General features: G+C 62.1%; 12 protein-coding genes. 7 read left to right on the forward strand and 5 right to left on the reverse strand.

The features are described 5' to 3' along the window. The first annotated feature begins 49 nt into the window (after positions 1-49). A complete protein-coding gene (gene erpA, locus AC6H34_RS24190; RefSeq protein ID WP_448147500.1) occupies positions 50-379 on the forward strand; it encodes an iron-sulfur cluster insertion protein ErpA in 330 nt (109 codons plus the stop codon). Between the two features lie 4 nt (positions 380-383). After that, on the forward strand, positions 384-1,166 hold the full coding sequence (gene xth / locus AC6H34_RS24195) for an exodeoxyribonuclease III (protein ID WP_497540489.1): 783 nt from the start codon (positions 384-386) through the stop codon (positions 1,164-1,166). Positions 1,167-1,180: 14 nt separating this feature from the next. On the opposite strand, the gene AC6H34_RS24200 is transcribed toward xth, so the two are convergent. Further along, positions 1,181-1,945 (reverse strand): FecR family protein, encoded by a 765-nt coding sequence (locus AC6H34_RS24200; RefSeq protein ID WP_497540490.1) that lies wholly within the window; start codon positions 1,943-1,945, stop codon positions 1,181-1,183. A 219-nt stretch (positions 1,946-2,164) separates the two neighbouring features. Between AC6H34_RS24200 and AC6H34_RS24205 the strand changes: the two genes are divergently transcribed. Next, the gene (locus AC6H34_RS24205) at positions 2,165-4,366 is read left to right on the forward strand and encodes a CHASE2 domain-containing protein (protein ID WP_497540491.1); all 2,202 of its coding nucleotides are present in this window, start codon (positions 2,165-2,167) and stop codon (positions 4,364-4,366) included. A 42-nt stretch (positions 4,367-4,408) separates the two neighbouring features. Here the strand turns inward: AC6H34_RS24205 and AC6H34_RS24210 are convergent, their stop codons facing one another. Together AC6H34_RS24210 and betC are read right to left on the reverse strand one after the other, a co-directional pair. After that, complete coding sequence (locus AC6H34_RS24210; protein ID WP_448147504.1) at positions 4,409-5,308, reverse strand: tetratricopeptide repeat protein; 900 nt, start codon at positions 5,306-5,308, stop codon at positions 4,409-4,411. Positions 5,309-5,695: 387 nt separating this feature from the next. After that, positions 5,696-7,216 carry a choline-sulfatase gene (betC, locus tag AC6H34_RS24215; protein ID WP_497540492.1) on the reverse strand — a complete coding sequence of 507 codons (1,521 nt, stop codon included), beginning with the start codon at positions 7,214-7,216 and terminating at the stop codon, positions 5,696-5,698. Between the two features lie 140 nt (positions 7,217-7,356). Here betC and AC6H34_RS24220 point away from each other — a divergent pair, with 140 nt between their 5' ends. Both AC6H34_RS24220 and AC6H34_RS24225 read left to right on the forward strand, forming a co-directional pair. Beyond that, a complete protein-coding gene (locus tag AC6H34_RS24220; RefSeq protein WP_497540493.1) occupies positions 7,357-8,058 on the forward strand; it encodes an HAD family hydrolase in 702 nt (233 codons plus the stop codon). Between the two features lie 313 nt (positions 8,059-8,371). Further along, positions 8,372-10,117, forward strand: a complete 1,746-nt coding sequence (locus AC6H34_RS24225; RefSeq protein WP_497540494.1) for a hypothetical protein — start codon at positions 8,372-8,374, stop codon at positions 10,115-10,117. Between the two features lie 111 nt (positions 10,118-10,228). Here the strand turns inward: AC6H34_RS24225 and AC6H34_RS24230 are convergent, their stop codons facing one another. Both AC6H34_RS24230 and glmU read right to left on the reverse strand, forming a co-directional pair. Further along, complete coding sequence (locus AC6H34_RS24230; protein ID WP_497540495.1) at positions 10,229-13,000, reverse strand: valine--tRNA ligase; 2,772 nt, start codon at positions 12,998-13,000, stop codon at positions 10,229-10,231. A gap of 140 nt (positions 13,001-13,140) precedes the next feature. Continuing rightward, a complete protein-coding gene (gene glmU, locus AC6H34_RS24235; protein WP_497540496.1) occupies positions 13,141-14,496 on the reverse strand; it encodes a bifunctional UDP-N-acetylglucosamine diphosphorylase/glucosamine-1-phosphate N-acetyltransferase GlmU in 1,356 nt (451 codons plus the stop codon). A 338-nt stretch (positions 14,497-14,834) separates the two neighbouring features. Here glmU and AC6H34_RS24240 point away from each other — a divergent pair, with 338 nt between their 5' ends. Together AC6H34_RS24240 and mdoH are read left to right on the forward strand one after the other, a co-directional pair. Then, positions 14,835-16,364 carry an OpgD/OpgG family glucan biosynthesis protein gene (locus AC6H34_RS24240; protein WP_448147510.1) on the forward strand — a complete coding sequence of 510 codons (1,530 nt, stop codon included), beginning with the start codon at positions 14,835-14,837 and terminating at the stop codon, positions 16,362-16,364. Next, a complete protein-coding gene (mdoH, locus tag AC6H34_RS24245) occupies positions 16,352-18,547 on the forward strand; it encodes a glucans biosynthesis glucosyltransferase MdoH (protein WP_497540497.1) in 2,196 nt (731 codons plus the stop codon). Before AC6H34_RS24240 ends, mdoH begins: the two co-directional genes overlap by 13 nt. Positions 18,548-18,600 lie beyond the last annotated feature (53 nt).

Raw genomic sequence — 18,600 nt, forward strand, 5'->3', positions numbered from 1 at the left:
GTTTCATGCCTAATTTCATGGCGGATAGCGACCAAGGTTGCAGAGAGACATGACCAATTCCGTTTCCGTCAGCGAGCGCGCCGCTCGCCGGATTGCCAAGATCCTCGAAGGCGAGCCTGCCGGCTCGATGCTGCGCATCAGTGTCGAAGGCGGAGGATGCTCGGGCTTCCAGTATAAGTTCGTCTTCGACACCGAGCGCCATGAGGACGATCTCGCCATCGCAAGAGACGGCGCCACGGTGCTGATCGATGAGATGTCCCAGCAATATATGGAAGGGGCGGAGCTCGACTATGTCGAGGATCTGATCGGTTCCGCCTTCAAGATCAATAATCCGCAGGCCGTGGCCGCTTGCGGCTGTGGCACCAGCTTCTCGGTGTGATCTCGTGCGTGTAGCCAGTTGGAACGTCAATTCGATCCGCCAGAGGCTTCCTCATCTGCTCGGCTGGCTCAGGGATGCGCAGCCGGACGTCGTCTGCCTTCAGGAAATAAAGTGCCTGGATGATGCCTTCCCGTCCCTGGAAATCGAGGCGCTGGGCTATAACGTTGCCGTACATGGCCAGAAGACATTCAACGGCGTAGCCATCCTCTCCAAGCACCCGTTTGACGAAGTGCACGCCCGCTTGCCGGGCGACGACGGCGATGAACAGTCACGCTATCTGGAAGCGGTGATTTCCACCAGTTCCGGCGCATTGCGCGTGGCTTCGATCTACCTGCCCAACGGGAATCCTGTCGGCACCGAGAAATACCCCTACAAGCTGCGCTGGATGGAGCGCCTGAGGATCCACGTCGCCGGCCTCCTGGCACTCGAGGAGCCGTTCGTCATGGCGGGCGACTACAACATCATCCCGACCCCGGAGGACGCCAAGAACCCGGCCGAATGGGTGAACGATGCGCTCTTCCTGCTGCAGAGCCGGAGCAAGTTTCGCGAATTGCTCGCGCTAGGGCTGACGGATGCTTTCCGGGCGTGCGAGGAGGGCCCTGGGCACTTCACGTTCTGGGATTATCAGGGCGGTGGCTGGCAGAAGGACAACGGCATCCGCATCGACCATCTTCTCTTGTCGCCCCAGGCAGCGGCTCGGCTACAAGGCTGCGCCATCGACAAGGCGATGCGGGGACAGGAAAAAGCGTCGGACCACGTGCCGATTCGCTGTGATCTCGCGCTCTGAACGGCATTGCAAGATCACTGCAGGCCGTTGGTCCCTCCACGACGAGGTGGCGGATTGAAGGTGGGGAAATTGAAGCCCGGCCGATTCTGTCCGTTGCGCCCCGGGCGCCCTCCGCCATAGTGGCCGCATAGCTGTGAGCCCGCACCCGCTTCCGCGCAGTTCAGCGCAAAGGTCACGGGTGCCCCACCCCGGCGTGTCCCTCCGCTCGGCAGGACGGTCAGCGTTTCGCCGGGACGGCTGAGAACGGGGCAGCGCGTGCGCTTGCGCTCCTGCTCGACCGTCTTGCCCCTCTCGCGTGGACAGACTTCGATGGAGCCTTCCCAGATGGTGAAGCGCTCATAGGTCTCGCTGATCTCAGCCGTGAAGTTGGTGCCGCGGACGCCGATACCCGCAAGAGGCGTGTGGATCCAGTAGGCCTTCTTGGCCGAGACCCCGGTGGCGAAGCGGAAGACGCCCTTGGACAACCCGATCACGACGTCCTTGGCCTGGCCGCCCGAATAGACGAAACGGTCGAGCTTGGCCGAGGAATTCGAGCCGAGTGCCAGGCCGGTCTGGTCCAGGAACTTGATTTCGAGGACGCCGGACGGGCCCGTCCGCACTGTCTCATCACGGTAAACGGCGACGTTCACCCCGAGTTCACCGGAAACGGTTCCGACTGCCGCGGGTGTAACCCCGACGGCATCCCCCACTGTCTCCGCTCCGAGGGAAGCCGGGGCTCCCGCCAGCAATGGGGCGACCACCCCGAATACGGGCAGGTAGAAGAGGCGCGAGAATAACATGCCGGCGAACCTGTTGGAGCGAAGCAACCGCCTGAAGGATGAGCGAAGGTAGAATAGGATGCGAGATGCATCATGACGCATTCACATATTCCTTCAAGTGGCCTCTTTCGGATCATCCAGCCGAGCTAGAACAGGGGATTTCGCGCATAAAACTCTGGTAGAATAGTGTACTTTCCTCCAGAGGTAGGGTGGACGCCCGAAAATGAGCGTGACATCGAGATGCGACTGAAACGCTTTCTGGGCTATCCGTTGGTTGTGGCGTTGCCACTTCTGATCGCCAGCCTTCTCACCCTTTTTTCTCCCTACCCGCTGCCCCGGCTCAGTGAGATCGTCTTCGACGGCTACCAGCGCCTTCACGCTCAGCGCCACGATCCCGATTCGCCGGTGCGCATCGTCGTCATCGACGAGAAGTCGTTGGCCAAGATCGGCCAGTTCCCCTGGTCGCGGGACATCATTGCCACTCTCACCCAAAAGCTGACCGATGCGGGCGCTGCCGCCATCGCCTTCGACATCGTCTTCAGCGAGCCTGACCAGAATTCACCGGACCAGTTGATCAACAGGCTGCCGACCAGCGAGGAGCGGAATGCACTGGAGAAGGCGATGTCGGCGACGACGGCCTCCTATGACGCAGTCCTCGCCAAGACCCTGGAACATTCGCCCGTCGTGCTGGGCTTCATCGGTGGTGACACTGGTCCTCCGATCAATGCAAAGGCGGGGTTTGGCATCGCGGGCGACAATCCGATCGATTTCGTGCCGGCCTTCAGCGGCGCAGTAACCCCGATCCCGCAACTCTTCAACACCGCGCAGGGCGTGGGCGCCATCAACTGGATTCCCGAGTCCGACAGCGTGATCCGCAAGGTGCCGATGCTGATATCGGCAGGCGGCAAACTTGCCCCTTCCCTGTCGCTCGAAGCGCTCCGGGTGGCCCTGCGCGCCAATACGATCGTGGTGCGCTCGTCCAACGCCAGTGGCCAGACGGCCTTTGGCACGGAGTCAGGCGTCAACGCCATCCGGATCGCCTCGGAGGATGGCGGTGACGCCGGTTCGCCGCCCGCCGACATCATCGTCGATACCGAGGCCAATGGCGAGATCCGCCTGATTGCCCGCAAGTCCGATCCGGCTTCATGGATATCCGCCTCATCAGTGATCGACGGTTCCTTCAATCCTGAGGACGTGCGGGGCCGGATCGTCTTCGTCGGCGCCGTCGCCATCGGCCTGCGGGATCAGCGTACCACGGCGGTCGAGCCGGCTATCCCCGGGGTTGAGGTCCACGCGCAGATCGTCGAGCAGATTCTCGCCGGGGCCAATTTGGTGCGGCCGGACTGGATGCAGGGCGTTGAAGCCTTTCTCGTCCTTTCGCTGGGTGGCCTGCTGGCCTGGATCCTTCGGCGCACCCGCAACATGCCCCTGGTCTCGGCGGCGGCGGGCCTTTCGATGCCGATCATGCTCGCCTCCTGGTCGTGGATCCTCTTTGTGCGCGAGAGTGTGCTGTTCGACGCTGTGATGCCGAGCCTCGGCATCCTGGCCGTCTTCCTGGCGGCGACGATCTACCACTATCAGGAGGCGGAGCATCGTCGTGCCGAGGTGCGCAGCATGTTCGGCCGCTTCGTGACGCCCGCCGTCGTGGAGCGCCTTGTCGAGGCGCCGGACCGCATCGTGCTGGGCGGCGAGATCCGTGAGCTGACGATCATGTTCTCGGATGTGCGCAACTTCACCGGCATTGCCGAAAACCAGTCCCCGCAGGGCGTGGTGTCGCTGATCCGCCGCATCCATACGCCCGCCACCGAAGCGGTGCTCAAGCACAGCGGCACCATCGACAAGTTCATCGGCGATGGCATGATGGCGTTCTGGAATGCCCCCCTCGACATGCCCAACCACGCCCTGCTCGCCTGCCGGGCGGCACTCGACATTGCCGCCATGGCACGCGGCTTCGAGGATCCGCCGATTCAGATCGGCATCGGTCTCCATACGGGCGAGGCCTGTGTCGGCAATCTCGGTTCGGAGCAGCGCCTGGAATATTCCGCCCTGGGCGATGCGGTTAACCTTGCCGCGCGCATCGAACCGTTGACCAAGGTCTATGGCGTTGAAATCGTCGTTACGGAGGAAACCAGCAAAGCGGCCGCCGGTCTCCCCTTCCTGGAGATCGATCGCGTGACGGTTCGCGGCCGGCAAGGTGTCACCGGCCTGTTCGCGTTGCATACAGGGCAGGCTACCCCGGCCTTCGTCGCGCTACGAAACGCACAGGGGGAGATCCTGGGGCGATATCGCCAGGGCGCCTTCGCCGAAGCGTTGGAAATGCTGGAGCGCCATGCAGCCCTCTACGAGGGAGGGTATGACCGCCTGTTTTCCTATTACAAGAGCCACTTCAGCAACTTGATCGACCATCCCAAGGTCGGATGGCACGGCGTGACCCAGCTCTAGCGTTTCACCTTGGCAGTGCGTTGTCGCGTGTCGGGAGCTTCGTCAGGAATGGTCCTTGAGGAACTGCGCCAGATAGGTCAGGCACATGTCGCGCTCGTCGGGAGTGGCCTTGCCGAAAGCGTCGTTATAGAGATCGATGATCCACTGGTCGCGATCGCCGGACGCACCGTCTCGGGCCAGAGTAAGATACATCAGGCCACGGGCCGCCTGGCGTGGCATGTCATCGCCGGAAAACAGCACATGGCCCAGAACGGCCTGAGCCGGGTGATGTCCCTTGTCGGCGGCCAGGCGCAGCCATCGCGCCGCCATCATCGGGTCACGCCCCTGGGCGGCATTCCCGTCGAGATAAATGCGGCCGAGATTGTACTGGGCGTCGCTGTCGCCGAAATAGGTGGCAGCGTACTGGAACATCTCGTTGGCGTGCCTAGCGTTGGGCTGGACACGCGAATTGGGAATCCCGGTCAGGTAGTAGGAGCCGAGTGCCACGATGGCACTGGAAACAAAGCGAGCCTGAGGGGTATCGGGACTGTCTTCGCCATGGGCGTCGACGATAGCCTGGTAATACTGGAAGGCCTTCAGATCATCGTGGGGGACGCCGTCGCCCTCCGAATACATGCGCGCCAACTTCCACTGGGCAAGCGCATGTCCCTTGCTGGCCGCGAATTCCAGCATCTGCGAGGCGCCGGAGAGGTCGCCGGCCTTGTAGGCCTGCGTGCCAGAGCGGAAGGCCTCCATCGGAGTCGGATCATCAGCCGGGGTCTTCGTGCCGTCGAAGGCATGTGCGCCGAGGCAACAGCCGATCGTGAGAAGAACACCCAGGCCGCTCGCCTGCAGGAAGGAGAGCAGCCAGGCCGATTTGCCGGCACGGCGCAAGCCACCGCGACCCTTGCCCGCAAGGTCCGCCGAGAAATGCCTGTCGGCTATGATGGAAACATCGGTCATGGCGGAGGAAGTAAAGGAAACTTCTGCCGATTTTTTGACCGCTTCACGGCGGCCCACATGGAAAAGCGGCAAAGTTGATGGCTTTTTCACGACATCGTCAGGCAGCAACGAAATCTCCCTGAAGCCGCGGTCGCTGCCGCAAGCAACAAGGGCGCCAATCCCTGCCTGTTTGTGAAAAGCCATATCCAAGTCTGACCGCCACTCAACCACTGTCACTACCGTCCGCCGGCGTCCGGGCCTTAGCTGGCTGTCCGTCGGTGGGCTGAATTCAGCGGTCAGTTTGTGGCAGGATCTAGGCCAAGTCGATGGAAGGGTGCCAAGGACGAAAGACTTAAAATCCGTGTTGCGCGATTGCCACACAGTGCGGCAAAGCATTAACCATAGTTGTTAAGGCCTCACCCGTGGATAGCGGGCCATGGCTTCAAGATCATCAAGATCTATGCTGTTGCGCATATATTGTTTCGAAGCATCCTTGAAAGGCTGGAAATCCCAGGGATTTAGTTTTCCCGAAGTAAGGGCTGCGTCGACGACTCTACGGCGACGCTGGCTTTCCCGAACAGCAGCATCGATATCCACGAGGTTCCAGCGTTCGGCCGCTTCCCTACGGAAGTCTTCGAGAACCTCCGCGTGCGCCGGGTCATCCGCGAGATTGGCCAGTTCTTCGGGATCGTTCGACAGGTCGTAGAGCTGGTCGGGATCGTCCGGGGAATGCACGAATTTGAAAGCTCCCCTTCGAATCATCATCACGGGCGCGATGGCACCCTCGGCCAGATATTCGCCGATCACCTCGTCATGGCCGCCCTCCCCCCGGCAGTGAGGCAGCAGGCTGCGCCCATCGACGCCGCTCAGGGCGGCAGCAGCTTGCGGATTTGCCATGTCGATCAGGGTCGGGAGGATATCGACCAGGGACACGCTGGCAGCCACGCGGCGCGGCTGGTACCGCCCCGGCGCGGAGATGATGAGGGGCACGCGGGCGGAGCCTTCGAACCAGCTCATCTTATACCACATGCCCCGTTCTCCGAGCATCTCGCCATGGTCGCCGGTAAAGACAACGATGGTGTCGTCGGCCAGGCCTGTTGCTTCGAGTGTCTTCAGCAGCTTGCCCACATTGCTGTCGACATAGGAGATTGCACCGAAATAGGCTCTGCGCGCATTCCGGATCTGCTGCTCGGTGATCTCCGCATTGTCCATGTCGCAGACATGGCGCAACCTTTTCGAATGGGCGTCGAGCTCGCCCGCCGGCACGACATGGGAGGGCAGCGGAATCTCATCGTCGCGGTAGAGGTTCCAGAATTCCTCGGTGATCGCATAAGGATCGTGCGGGTGGGTCAGTGAAGCTACGAGGCAGAAGGGGCGCTTGTCGGGGCTGCGTACGTGATCGTAGAGCGCGCGCTCGGCGGCGAACACCACCTCGTCGTCGAAGTCGAGCTGATTGGTACGTACGCACAGGCCGGCGTCCATAACGGAAGACATGTTGTGGTACCAGCTCGGCCGATCCTCGGGATGATCCCAATCGGGCGTCCAACCATAATCGGCAGGATAGATGTCCGTGGTCAGCCGATCCTCGAATCCATGGAGTTGGTCGGGGCCGCAGAAATGCATTTTGCCCGAAAGAATGGTTTGGTACCCTTCCCGGCGCAAATAGTGGGCCCAGGTCGGTATATCGGCTCGGAACTCGGCGGCATTGTCATAGACGCCGGAGCGGGAAGGCAATTGACCGCTCATGAACACGGCGCGCGAGGGCGAACACAATGGCGAGTTGCAGTAAGCGCTGTCGAAAACGACGCCGCGTTCCGCCAGCTTCGAAATGTTGGGAGCCTTGACGAGATCGAAGCCGTGCACCGGCAGGAACGCGGGCGCGAGCTGATCCACCATGATGACGAGGATGTTGGGCTTGGTCTGGGACATGGAGGGCATTGGACTCGGGAAAACAGTATGGATGATTGTTGGAAGAGGCGGACCGAGCGGCCTTGCCCGCATCCGACACGGGCTGGCCTGAGGGGTGCTTTTCCGACTATGGAGTAGCGCCTGCGTTTGGATTTGACGAGATGTCCCAGCTTACGACCATCGGCTTCGATGCCGACGACACGCTCTGGCAGAACGAGCAGTATTTCCGCGAGGCCGAGGAGAGATTCATCGAGTGGCTCGCGGATTTCGCCGACCGCGAAACGCTGCTTGCCCGCCTGCTCGATACAGGGCGCCGCAACGTGGTGAGTCACGGCTTCGGCATGAAGACCTTCACCTTCTCGATGATGGAAACCGCGATCGCCGTGAGTGGGGGCAAGGTGCCGGCTGAAACGCTCGGCAGGATCCTCGATGCCGGCAAGCAGATGCTGCACCACCCCGTCGAGCTTCTGCCGGGCGCCCGCGATACGTTGGAACGACTCGCCGGCCGGTATCGCCTGGTACTGATCACCAAGGGCGACCTCTTTCACCAGGAAAACAAGGTGGCGCAGTCCGGCTTGCAGGGTCTCTTCGAGGCCGTGGAGATCGTGAGCGAGAAGAACAAGGCCACCTATGAGAGGGCCTTCTCTCGTCACGGCGATGGACCGGCCCACAGCATGATGATCGGCAATTCGCTGAAGTCGGATGTAATCCCGGCGCTGGAAGTGGGCAGCTGGGGCATCTATGTCCCCCATGAACTGACCTGGGCGTTCGAGCACGCCGAAGCGCCGGCGCATGAGCCGAGGTTCAGGGAGATCGGCAATCTCGCGGAACTCGAGGCGCTGATCGAGCAGATCGAGGGATAGTCGCCGCTAATTTGGCGGCTTGTACCGTTCGCAAGATTTTCGGCGCGCTCGTCTCGAGGCGACTTATGTCGCCACGACGTCGGCATCTACTGGCCTATAGCGCCACGAGTGTCACGCAAGAATCACACCTTGGAGTGCAGTGTTAAAGTATATTCTCGTCAATGCACACTGGCTGGAACCGATTTAAAAAGTAAATTTCAAAGAACATAAGATGTTGCCCATTCCCCGTGAGGCGCACTGAAAACGGGTTCACGACCAATCGTCGATCCTAACCACGCAACAGTCTTCCGCAAAATGGATGGAGCACGACATCATGGCGAACCTGGTCTTGACGCCCGGCGGTTACAAGCCGTCCGAACTTGTCCACCATGTCCCCACCGGCCATATCCTGCAGATGCGGGAAAACAAGATCGTCCTGGCTCGATCGAACGGCGAATTGGTCCGCGAGTTCGAGAGTATCGAGAGGAAAGTGTCCAGGACCCCCCTTATGCCTGCCAACCTTTCGAAGCTGGCAGGGCCGCCCGCGAGACCGCTTTCCAGTGACTTGCTGCAGCGCCCGGGAGGGAACTTCCTGGGCAGGCTTCCTCCCAAGCCCAGAATGCGAGTGCGCGCAAACTCGACCGTGCTCGCAGCTCCGCAGGTCGTTCCCTTTCCGGTCGTCGACGGGTGGATCGTCTACTCGGGCTGGACGAACAACAGTGGCCAACCGATCTCCCGCTTCGCCACGACGTGGGTGGTGCCGCCTGCGCCCGAGACGGAGGGTGACCAGACCATCTTCCTGTTCAACGGCATTCAAAACTCGACGATGATCTATCAGCCGGTCCTCCAATGGGGGCCTTCCGCCGCGGGCGGCGGCAAGCGGTGGTCGATTGCAAGCTGGTATGCCGATGGCCAGACCGGCCCTTCGTTCCACACCGACCTCATCGATGTGAATGTCGGCGACACGCTGGCCGGCATCATGACCCTGACTGGTCACAATGGCGCGAAGTTCGATTACAGCTGCGAGTTTCACGGGATTGCGAACACCACGCTGCCGATCAGCCAGGTCGAGGAGTTGACCTGGGCAAACGAGACGCTCGAGGCGTATGGCGTGACCGATTGCTCGCAGTATCCGGCTACGAGCAAAACGGTCATGCGCTCCATTGCCATTTCGACCGGAACGGCGACGCCCAATCTGAGCTGGACCGTCAACGACGCCCACACGGAATGCGGCGGTCACACGAAGATCATCAGCAACTCGAATACGGATGGCAATGTCGAACTCTGGTACAGAGGCGAATATGGCGAAGGTGGCTGGGAAGCTCGGCACGGACTTACGGGCCAGCAATATCAAGCCAAATTCGACGATCTGGTCGGTAATCAGGGAATGCAGCTCATCTGTGTCAGTGGCTATGCGGATGGGAACGACGCCCGATACGCAGCCATCTGGCGCAAGAATGCCGCACATCCGGCATGGCTGGCGCGGCATGGACTGTCATCGGCGCAGCATCAGCAATTGTTCGCCGACCTGCCGCCACAAGGATATACGCCGGTCCTTGTGAACGGCTATACAGTGAACGGCCACGATCTCTACGCCTCCATCTGGCACAAATTGCCGAACGGTCCTGCATGGGCTGCCCGCCACGGCCTGTCGGCTGCCCAGTATCAGCAGGCGTTCGACGATCTCACCCATCAGGGCTACATGCCGGTTTGGGTGAGCGGCTATGGCGGCGGCGGGGATCCGCGCTTCGCCGCGGTATGGCACAAGAAACCCAACCAGCCAGCCTGGGCCGCCAGACATGGACTGACCAGCGCGGACTACCAGCAGACTTTCGACCAATTGACGGCGCAAGGGTACCGGCCTGTCGTCGTCAGCGGCTATGGGGTGAACGGCAGCGCCCGGTATGCGGCGATCTTCGTCAAGGACAACCCTCCCGCCTGGCAGGCGCGGCACGGTCTGACGCCCTCGCAATATCAGCAGCTTTACGCCGATCTGCCGCCCCAGGGCTACAGGCCGGAGCAGGTCAACGGCTATGCCGTCGGGTCGAACACGCGCTTTACGTCGCTGTGGGAGAAATAACACCCACTTTTCGGGAAGTACGGCCATCAAATAGGCTGCTCTCCCGCCGCTTCGGTGATGCCGAGGCGACGGGAGCGACATTCCTGGAACTGGAGCGCCTGGCGCTGTCCGTCAGAGGCCCGCCAATGCGTCCTGCAGCTTGGCGCGCCGGGCGGTCGCCTCCTCGAGACGATCGCGGTTTTCCTCGATCACCTCTTCCTTGGCACGGGAGATGAAATCGGGATTCCCCAGCTTGGCGTTGATCTTGGCGATCTCGCCGTCGATCTTGTCCGTTTCCTTCTTGAGACGCGACTTCTCCGCGTCGATGTCGATGACGCCCTCCAGCGCCAACGCGGCAACAGCCCCACGAGCGATGATCTGCACCGATCCCTTGGGCGCCACCGGCGCGAAGGAAATCTCGCTGATCCGGGCCAAGAACTTCAGCGTGTCGCCATAGGTGGCCACCCGCTTCTCCACGGCAGGCGAAGCATTGACCATCACCAGCGGCGTCTGCGCACCGCCGGGGACGCCCACTTCCGTCTTGATAGAACGGATCTGCGAGACGAGATCGACCAGCCAGCCGATCTCCTCGTCCGCCTCTGCATTGAACAGGCCGCCAAGATCAGGCCACGCCGTCAGGGCGGCGAGCGTGGACCTGGGCACCGAACCTGCCGTCACCGCCCAAAGCTCTTCCGTGATGAACGGCATGAAGGGATGCAGCAGCAACGTCGCCTGGTCGAGGACGAAGGCCACCATGGCGCGCGTCTCCGCCTTGGCCGCGTCGTCGCCATTGTCGATAAGGGGTTTGGAGAGTTCGACGTACCAGTCGCAGACGACGTTCCAGATGAAGCGATAGACTGCCCCGGCGGCATCGTTGAAACGATAGGCCTCTATTGCGCGCTGGATCTCGCCAACGGCTTTCTCCGCCTCTCCCGCGATCCAGCGGTTAAGCGGGATCCTGGCGGTCCTGGGGTCGAAATTGGGATCGCGTACGCAGCCCTTCATCTCGGCAAAGCGTGTGGCATTCCACAGCTTGGTGCCGAAGTTGCGATACCCCTTCACGCGATCGATCGAAAGCTTCACGTCGCGTCCGGGCGCCGCCATCGCCGCGAGGAAGAAGCGCAGGGCGTCGGCCCCATAGCGGTCGATGCCGTTCGGATAGGCCTTGCGGGTCTCCGAGGTCACGTGGACGATGTCACGCTTGTCCGCCAGCGCGGAGGTACGCTTGGCGACGAGGGACTCCAGCCCGATGCCGTCGATGATGTCGAGCGGGTCCATCACGTTGCCCTTCGACTTCGACATCTTCGCCCCCTTCTCGTCACGAACGAGGGCATGGATGTAGACGTCGCGGAACGGCACTTCGTTCTGGGTGAACAGGCCCGTCATCATCATGCGAGCGACCCAGAAGAAGATGATGTCGAAGCCGGTCACCACCACGGAAGTGGGATAGTATTTGGCGAGTTCCGGAGTCTTGTCGGGCCAGCCGAAGGTCGAATAAGGCCAGAGCGCCGAGGAGAACCAGGTATCGAGCACATCCTCGTCGCGCGTGATGGCCGAACCCGCGCCCCATTTCGCATCGGCCTTGGTGCGAGCCTCGGCCTCGTCGCGGGCTATCACGTAGCCGCCGTCCGGTCCATACCAGGCCGGGATCTGGTGGCCCCACCACAGCTGGCGCGAGACGCACCAGGGCTGGATGTTCTCCAGCCAGTCGAAGAAGGTTTTCTCCCAGTTCTGCGGGACGAAGCGGGTCTCGCCGCGGCGCACGGCCTCGACCGCCCTGTCGGCGAGGGGACGCACATTGACGTACCACTGGTCGGTCAGGAACGGCTCGATCGGCACGCCCGAACGATCGCCATGCGGCACCTGGTGCTTGTGCTTCTCGATCGTCACCAAGCGGCCGGCCGCTTCCATGTCGGCCACAATGCGCTTGCGTGCCTCGAAACGCTCGAGGCCGCGATAGGGCTCGGGCACGGAGTCGTCGAGATGCGCCTCCGGGGTGAAGATGTTGATCACCTCCAGATCATGGCGCCGGCCGACCTCGAAGTCGTTGAAGTCATGCGCCGGCGTGATCTTCACCGCGCCGGTGCCCTTTTCGGGATCGGAATATTCATCGGCGACAATCGGGATCAGGCGGCCGACCAGCGGCAGCTTCACCTTTTTCCCCACCAGATGGGTATAGCGCTCGTCCTCAGGATGCACGGCCACGGCGGTATCGCCGAGCATGGTCTCCGGCCGGGTCGTCGCCACCGTAATGGTCTCGCCCGTCTCGTTGCCGGCCTCGTCCACCACCGGGTAGGCGAAGTGCCACAGATGACCGTTGATCTCCTCCTGCACCACTTCGAGATCCGAGATGGCGGTGAGCAGCTTGGGATCCCAGTTGACGAGGCGCTTGTCCTTGTAGATCAGGCCGGCCTCGTTCATGCGCACGAAGATCTCGATGACGGCCTTGGAGAGGCCCTCGTCCATGGTGAAGCGTTCCCGCGACCAGTCGCAGGACGCGCCGAGGCGCTTCAGCTGGTTGACGATCGTGCCGCCGGATTCGGCCTTCCAGGCCCAGACATACTCCAGGAACTTTTCTCGGCCGATATCGCGGCGATGGATCTGCCTTTCCTGCAACTGGCGCTCCACCACCATCTGAGTGGCGATGCCCGCATGGTCGGTGCCTGGCTGCCAAAGCACGTCCTTGCCGCGCATGCGCTCGAAGCGGCAAAGGATGTCCTGCAGCGTGTTGTTGAGCGCGTGGCCCATATGGAGCGAGCCGGTGACGTTCGGCGGCGGGATCACGATCGAATAGGGCGCAGCGCCCTTGCGGTCTTCGCGGCCCGCACGAAAGGCACCCGCTTCTTCCCAAGCCGCGGACACGCGCGGCTCGACGCTGGCGGGATCAAAAGTGGTCTCGATCATGGCTTTCTTTCAAGGCAAAGGCAGTTTATCCGCCGGGATTGAAGCCCGCGGTAATTCGAGCCCGTAGTGGCAGCAAGCAGTGGCGAAAGTCAACGAAACAAGCAGAAAGAAGAGCCGGCAGTGAGGCGAACCCCTTCGCCTCACCTTTTGGCCTTTGCTGCTTTCTCCGCCTTCTTGGCCGCCCGGTAGTTTTTGGCCCACCCGGCGATCTCGATCTGGCGGCCGCGTGCAACGGCGAGCGCATCAGCGGCGACGTCGCGTGTGATCACGGAACCAGCGCCGACATTGGCGTTGTCACCCACCTTCACGGGCGCCACCAGAGCCGAATTGGAGCCGATGAAAGCCCCCGCTCCGATATCGGTCCTATGCTTGAGATAGCCATCGTAGTTGCAAGTGATGGTACCGGCGCCGATATTGGCCTCGGCTCCGACGCGGGCATCGCCGATATAGCTGAGATGGCTGATCTTGGCGCCTTCCTCGACCTGGGCGGCCTTGATCTCCACGAAATTGCCGACCTTGACGTCTCTTCCCAGATCGGCGCCGGGCCGCAGGCGCGCGAAGGGCCCGACCGAGGCACCAGAGGCCACCCGCGCGCCTTCCAGATGCGAGAAGGCGTGGATCACCGCACCGGATTCGACGATTACGCCTGGCCCGAACCAGCAATTGGGTTCGACGACGACATCATTGCCGATGACGGTATCGTAGGAAAAGAACACGGTGTCGGGTGCGACCAGCGTCACGCCCTCCTTCATGGCCGCTGTGCGCAGGCGGGTCTGCATGACGGCCTCGGCCGCGGCGAGTTGGGCTCGGTCGTTGACCCCCTGCACCTCTTCCTCCGCGATCAGACGCGCCACGGCCTTGAGACCGCGTCCATGAGCGATCTCGGCGGCATCGGTGAGATAATATTCGCCCTTGGCGTTGGCGTTGCCGATGGCATCGAGCAGCGACAGGCTGGTCTCGCCGCGCAAAGCCATCAGGCCGCCATTGCAAAAGCCGATCACCTTCTGGTCCGCCGTCGCATCCTTCTCCTCGACGATGCGGGCGAGCGCGCCGTCCTCGATCACCAGGCGGCCATAGCCCGTGGGATTGGCGGTGTGGAAACCCAGCACGGCGACATGCGCGCCCTCCTCCAGCGCCGCCTTCAGCGCCTGGATGGACCGGCTCTGCACCAATGGAGTGTCGGCATAGAGCACGATGACATCCTTGCCGCCTTCAAGCGCTTCGCGGGCTGCCAGCACGGCGTGGCCGGTGCCCTTGCGTTCGGCCTGCGTGAACACGGAGCAACCCGGAAAGCTCTTGCGGGCTACCTCGGCGACATCCTCGCGTCCAGGCCCGACGACTACTGCGGCATCCCTGATGCCTGCAGCGCGCACGCTCGCAAGCACATGGGCGAGCATGGGTCTGCCCGCGACCGCGTGCAGGACCTTGGACAGGGATGACTTCATGCGGGTTCCTTCGCCGGCGGCGAGGATTACAGCGAGGGTGGGTCTCGACATGGAATGATCCGGAAATTGCAGAGGTGATGTTGAATGGCTCTTATTGGGAAGCCCGGCACGTCATGCAAGCATTTCCCAGCACCGAAAATCGTGGCGAGTAAACCCTTACGAAAAGAAAATGGAAAGTTCCTTGCGGCCATCATGAGGCGGTCACGATTCTTCGGCTGATGGAGCGCAAGCAGGTCCTTGATTGGCGTGGGGGTGTCGGAACAATTGCGTCCAGCAGTTGTTGGCTGTCACCGTATCACCTATGGTGACCTGCGACCGCACTTCCTTCGAAGGGACGTCACAACCCCTCTCACCCGCACTGCGCGTTCCGAAAGCGCGTTATGAAGCCCATGAACAGACGCGACTTTTTGACATTAGCCACCATTGCGGCCGGCGTACTGGCCTCTCCCTATCATGCGATGGCAGCGATCGACGCCCCCGGCTTGAAGGAAGGCGAGGTTTTTTCTCGCGATAAATTGCTCGAGTACGCCAAGAATCTCGCGAAGAACAGCTATCAGGCGCCGGATCCGACCCTGCCTTCGGCGCTCCAGAATCTGGACTACGAACAGTATGTGTCGATCCGCTTCCGCCCGGATCGGGCGATCTGGAGCATGGACCACCGCGGTTTCGTAATAGAGCCGCTGCACCGGGGCTTCATCTATTCGGCGCCGGTCGACCTCTTCACGGTCGAGGATGGGCGCGTGCTCATAGTGCCCTACGAGCCGGATATGTTCGATTTCGGCAAGATCGCCCCCCCGGCCGCCGATTCAAAGCTGGGATTTTCGGGCTTCCGCTTGAAGTCACCGATCGATGCGCCCGATCGCTACGACGATTTCGCCATCTTCCAGGGCGCGAGCTATTTCCGCGCCATCGCCAAGAATCAGGTCTATGGCGCCGTGGCGCGCGGCCTGGCTGTGAATACCGGCGAGGCCACGGGCGAGGAATTCCCCTTCTTCCGCGCCTTCTGGATCGAGCGGCCGGCACAAAACGCCCAAAATCTGGTGGTCCATGCCCTGCTTGATTCGGAAACGGCAACGGGCGCGTTCAAGCTGACCCTGCATCCGGGCGACAGCACCACCATCGACGTGGAATGCACGATCTACCCGCGTGTGAAAATCGACCATGTGGGCATTGCCCCGTTGAACTCGATGTATCTGTTCGGCACCAACGACCACAAGGGCGTCGATGACGTCCGCGTGGCTGTCCATGCCTCGTCCGGCCTGCAGATGCTCTCCGGCGGCGGCGAATGGATCTGGCGCCCTCTGCAAAATCCGGAGACGCTGCAGATCTCGGCTTTCGTCGACAAGACGCCAAAGGGATTCGGCCTGCTCCAGCGCGATCGCGATCCGGCTGATTTCGAGGACAGCCGGCATCGCTACGAAACCCAGCCGAGCGTCTGGATCACCCCCAGCGGCGATTGGGGAGAAGGTTCCATCCAACTCGTCGAGATCCCCACCGACGCCGAGATCCACGACAACATCATCACCTATTGGCGCCCCAAGAATCCCTTGGAAGCCGGACAAGAATATCCCTTCAACTATCGCACCACCTGGTGCTGGACGCCGCCCGAGCAGCCCCAGATGGCCATCGCCCATGCCACCCGCATCGGCGCCCTCGGCGAGAAGCGCCGCATGTTCGTGATCGATTTTCAGGGTGACCTTTTCGCGAAGCCCGATAATCTCAACGGCGTAACGCCGGATATCTCCGCCAATCCAGGAAAACTCAGCGATGTGAGTTTGACTCTCGATACGGACCGGCGCATCGGACGTCTCACGTTCGGGCTGGACCCGAGCAGCGAGACCTATTCTGAAATGCGGGCCGTCCTGATGAAGGACGGCAAGCCTGTGAGTGAGACGTGGCTTTATCGATGGACACCGTAGCGGATCAAACCGGCGCAGGCACACCGGCTCTCTCGCAGGGAAGGCCCGACACCCGGCCTGCCATGCCTTTGGAGAATCCGCTCTCGATGCCGACGCAGTCGCTGTCGAAGTGGTCTCGATCGGAGGAACGCTCCTGGATACATCCGGCGCTGCACCACGGCTCCTGGGCCATTCGCCTGTTCGTCTTCGGCGGCATGCTGGTGCTCACGGCCTTCGGCGCCTGGGAGATGTACAAGGTGGTCGAGGTCGGCGGCGTCACCTTGCTGGAGTGGGCACTGGTGTGCCTTTTCGTCCTCAACTTTTCCTGGATCGCTCTCGCCTTTACGGCCGCCATCGCCGGTTTCGTCTACCTGCTTTTCCATCGGCGCATCACCCAGCCGCTCCCACAGGAACTGACGACCCGTACCGCGGTGCTCATGCCGATCTACAACGAGGCGCCGAGCCGGGTTTTCGGTGCGATGCAGGCCATCATCGAGTCGGTCGAACAGACCGGGCTCGGCAAGGCCTTCGAGTATTTCTTCGTCTCCGACACCACGGATCCGAATGTGTGGATCGCGGAGGAACGCGCCTTCGTGTCCATGCGCAAGCGTCTCGGTCCGGATGTCGCGATCTGGTATCGGCATCGCCAGCGCAACACCAATCGCAAGGCCGGCAACATCGCGGATTGGGTGTCACGCTGGGGCGGCTCCTACGATCATATGCTGGTGCTGGATGCCGACAGCCTGATGACCGGCGGCGCTGTCACCCAGCTCGCCGCCGCTATGGAGCGTGATCCCGACGCCGGCATCATCCAGACCTTGCCGCTGATCATCAATCGCAACACGCTGTTCGCGCGTATCCAGCAATTCGCCGCCCGTATCTACGGGCCGGTGATCGCCGAGGGATTGTCGCTCTGGATGGGGCACGACGGCAACTATTGGGGCCACAATGCCATCATCCGCACCAAGGCCTTCGCGGCCCATTGCGGCATGCCGGACCTTTCGGGCAAACCTCCTTTCGGTGGGCATATCCTGAGCCATGACTTCGTTGAAGCGGCGCTCGTCCGCCGCGCGGGCTATGCGGTCTACATGCTCAACGACGTCACCGGCTCCTATGAGGAGAGCCCGCCCTCGTTGATAGACCTGTCGGCCCGCGATCGCCGGTGGTGCCAGGGCAACCTGCAACACGTGCGCGTGATGGGCGCCAAGGGGTTCCACCCCTGTACGCGCCAGCATTTCGCAAACGGGATCTTCTCCTATCTCGCCAGTCCGCTCTGGCTGATGCAGCTGCTGGTCGGCCTGACCATCGCCCTGCAGGCGCACTTCATCCGCCGCGAATATTTCACCGACGAGTTCTCCCTGTTCCCGACGTGGCCCGTATTCAATGCCGAGCTCGCCCTCGCCCTGTTCGGCGGCACGATGGGCATCCTGCTCGCACCCAAATTTTTCGGCATGATCATCATGCTGCTCGACGCCCCGAACAGGAAGGCGAGCGGCGGGGGAATCCGCCTGGTGCTCTCGGTGATTCTCGAGATCGTCCTCTCGGCCCTGCTGGCGCCGGTCATGATGCTGATTCAATCGGGATCGGTGTTCGAGATCCTGGTCGGCCGCGATTCCGGCTGGAAGCCGCAGCGCCGCGACGACGGTTCGATTCCCTTCGGCGATATCGTGAAGCGGCATCGCTCGCACACCATTCTCGGCCTGTTCGCCGGCGTGGCCGCCTATGTGATCTCGCCTTATCTGTTCACTTGGATGTCACCCACGATCATCGGCCTCCTGCTTGCAATTCCGCTGTCCTGGGCTTCCGGTCAGCTCAGCATCGGCCTTTGGCTGCGGCGCCATGGTGTTCTGGCGACGCCCGAGGAAAGCAGCCCGCCCGAGGTGGCGACTCGCGCCAACGCGCTCAGCCAGGAGCTCGCGGCGGCCGGCGAGGATGACGACGATGCCATCGAGGTGGTCTATCACGATGCCGCTTTCCGGGCGCTCCACGAGATGATGCTGCCTGTCGCGCACGGGCGCGAGCGCGGCCGCTTCGAACAGGACCGCGTGATGGCGCAAGCCAAGATAGCGGAGGCTGCTTCGATCGAGGAAGCGGCGAAATGGCTCAACCCGAAGGAGCGCTTCGTGGCGCTGCACGATCGTAACCTGATCGAGAGCTTGTCGCGGTTGCAGCAACCCGCGAGGGGGCGGCAGGAGCCCGCCTGAGGCATCGACGGTCCTGGTCTTGCTTCCGTAGGGAGCGAGGAGCACCGTGAGGT

Source organism: Labrys sp. ALF-8 (genome assembly GCF_059699065.1).

Coding starts and splice junctions, on each gene's coding strand:
- AC6H34_RS24230 (WP_497540495.1), bottom strand. CDS start 13,000: ATGATCGAGACCACTTTTGATCCCGCCAGCGTCGAGCCGCGCGTGTCC.
- AC6H34_RS24220 (WP_497540493.1), top strand. CDS start 7,357: ATGTCCCAGCTTACGACCATCGGCTTCGATGCCGACGACACGCTCTGG.
- AC6H34_RS24200 (WP_497540490.1), bottom strand. CDS start 1,945: ATGTTATTCTCGCGCCTCTTCTACCTGCCCGTATTCGGGGTGGTCGCC.
- glmU (WP_497540496.1), bottom strand. CDS start 14,496: ATGTCGAGACCCACCCTCGCTGTAATCCTCGCCGCCGGCGAAGGAACC.
- AC6H34_RS24240 (WP_448147510.1), top strand. CDS start 14,835: ATGAACAGACGCGACTTTTTGACATTAGCCACCATTGCGGCCGGCGTA.
- erpA (WP_448147500.1), top strand. CDS start 50: ATGACCAATTCCGTTTCCGTCAGCGAGCGCGCCGCTCGCCGGATTGCC.
- mdoH (WP_497540497.1), top strand. CDS start 16,352: ATGGACACCGTAGCGGATCAAACCGGCGCAGGCACACCGGCTCTCTCG.
- AC6H34_RS24210 (WP_448147504.1), bottom strand. CDS start 5,308: ATGACCGATGTTTCCATCATAGCCGACAGGCATTTCTCGGCGGACCTT.
- betC (WP_497540492.1), bottom strand. CDS start 7,216: ATGTCCCAGACCAAGCCCAACATCCTCGTCATCATGGTGGATCAGCTC.
- AC6H34_RS24225 (WP_497540494.1), top strand. CDS start 8,372: ATGGCGAACCTGGTCTTGACGCCCGGCGGTTACAAGCCGTCCGAACTT.
- AC6H34_RS24205 (WP_497540491.1), top strand. CDS start 2,165: ATGCGACTGAAACGCTTTCTGGGCTATCCGTTGGTTGTGGCGTTGCCA.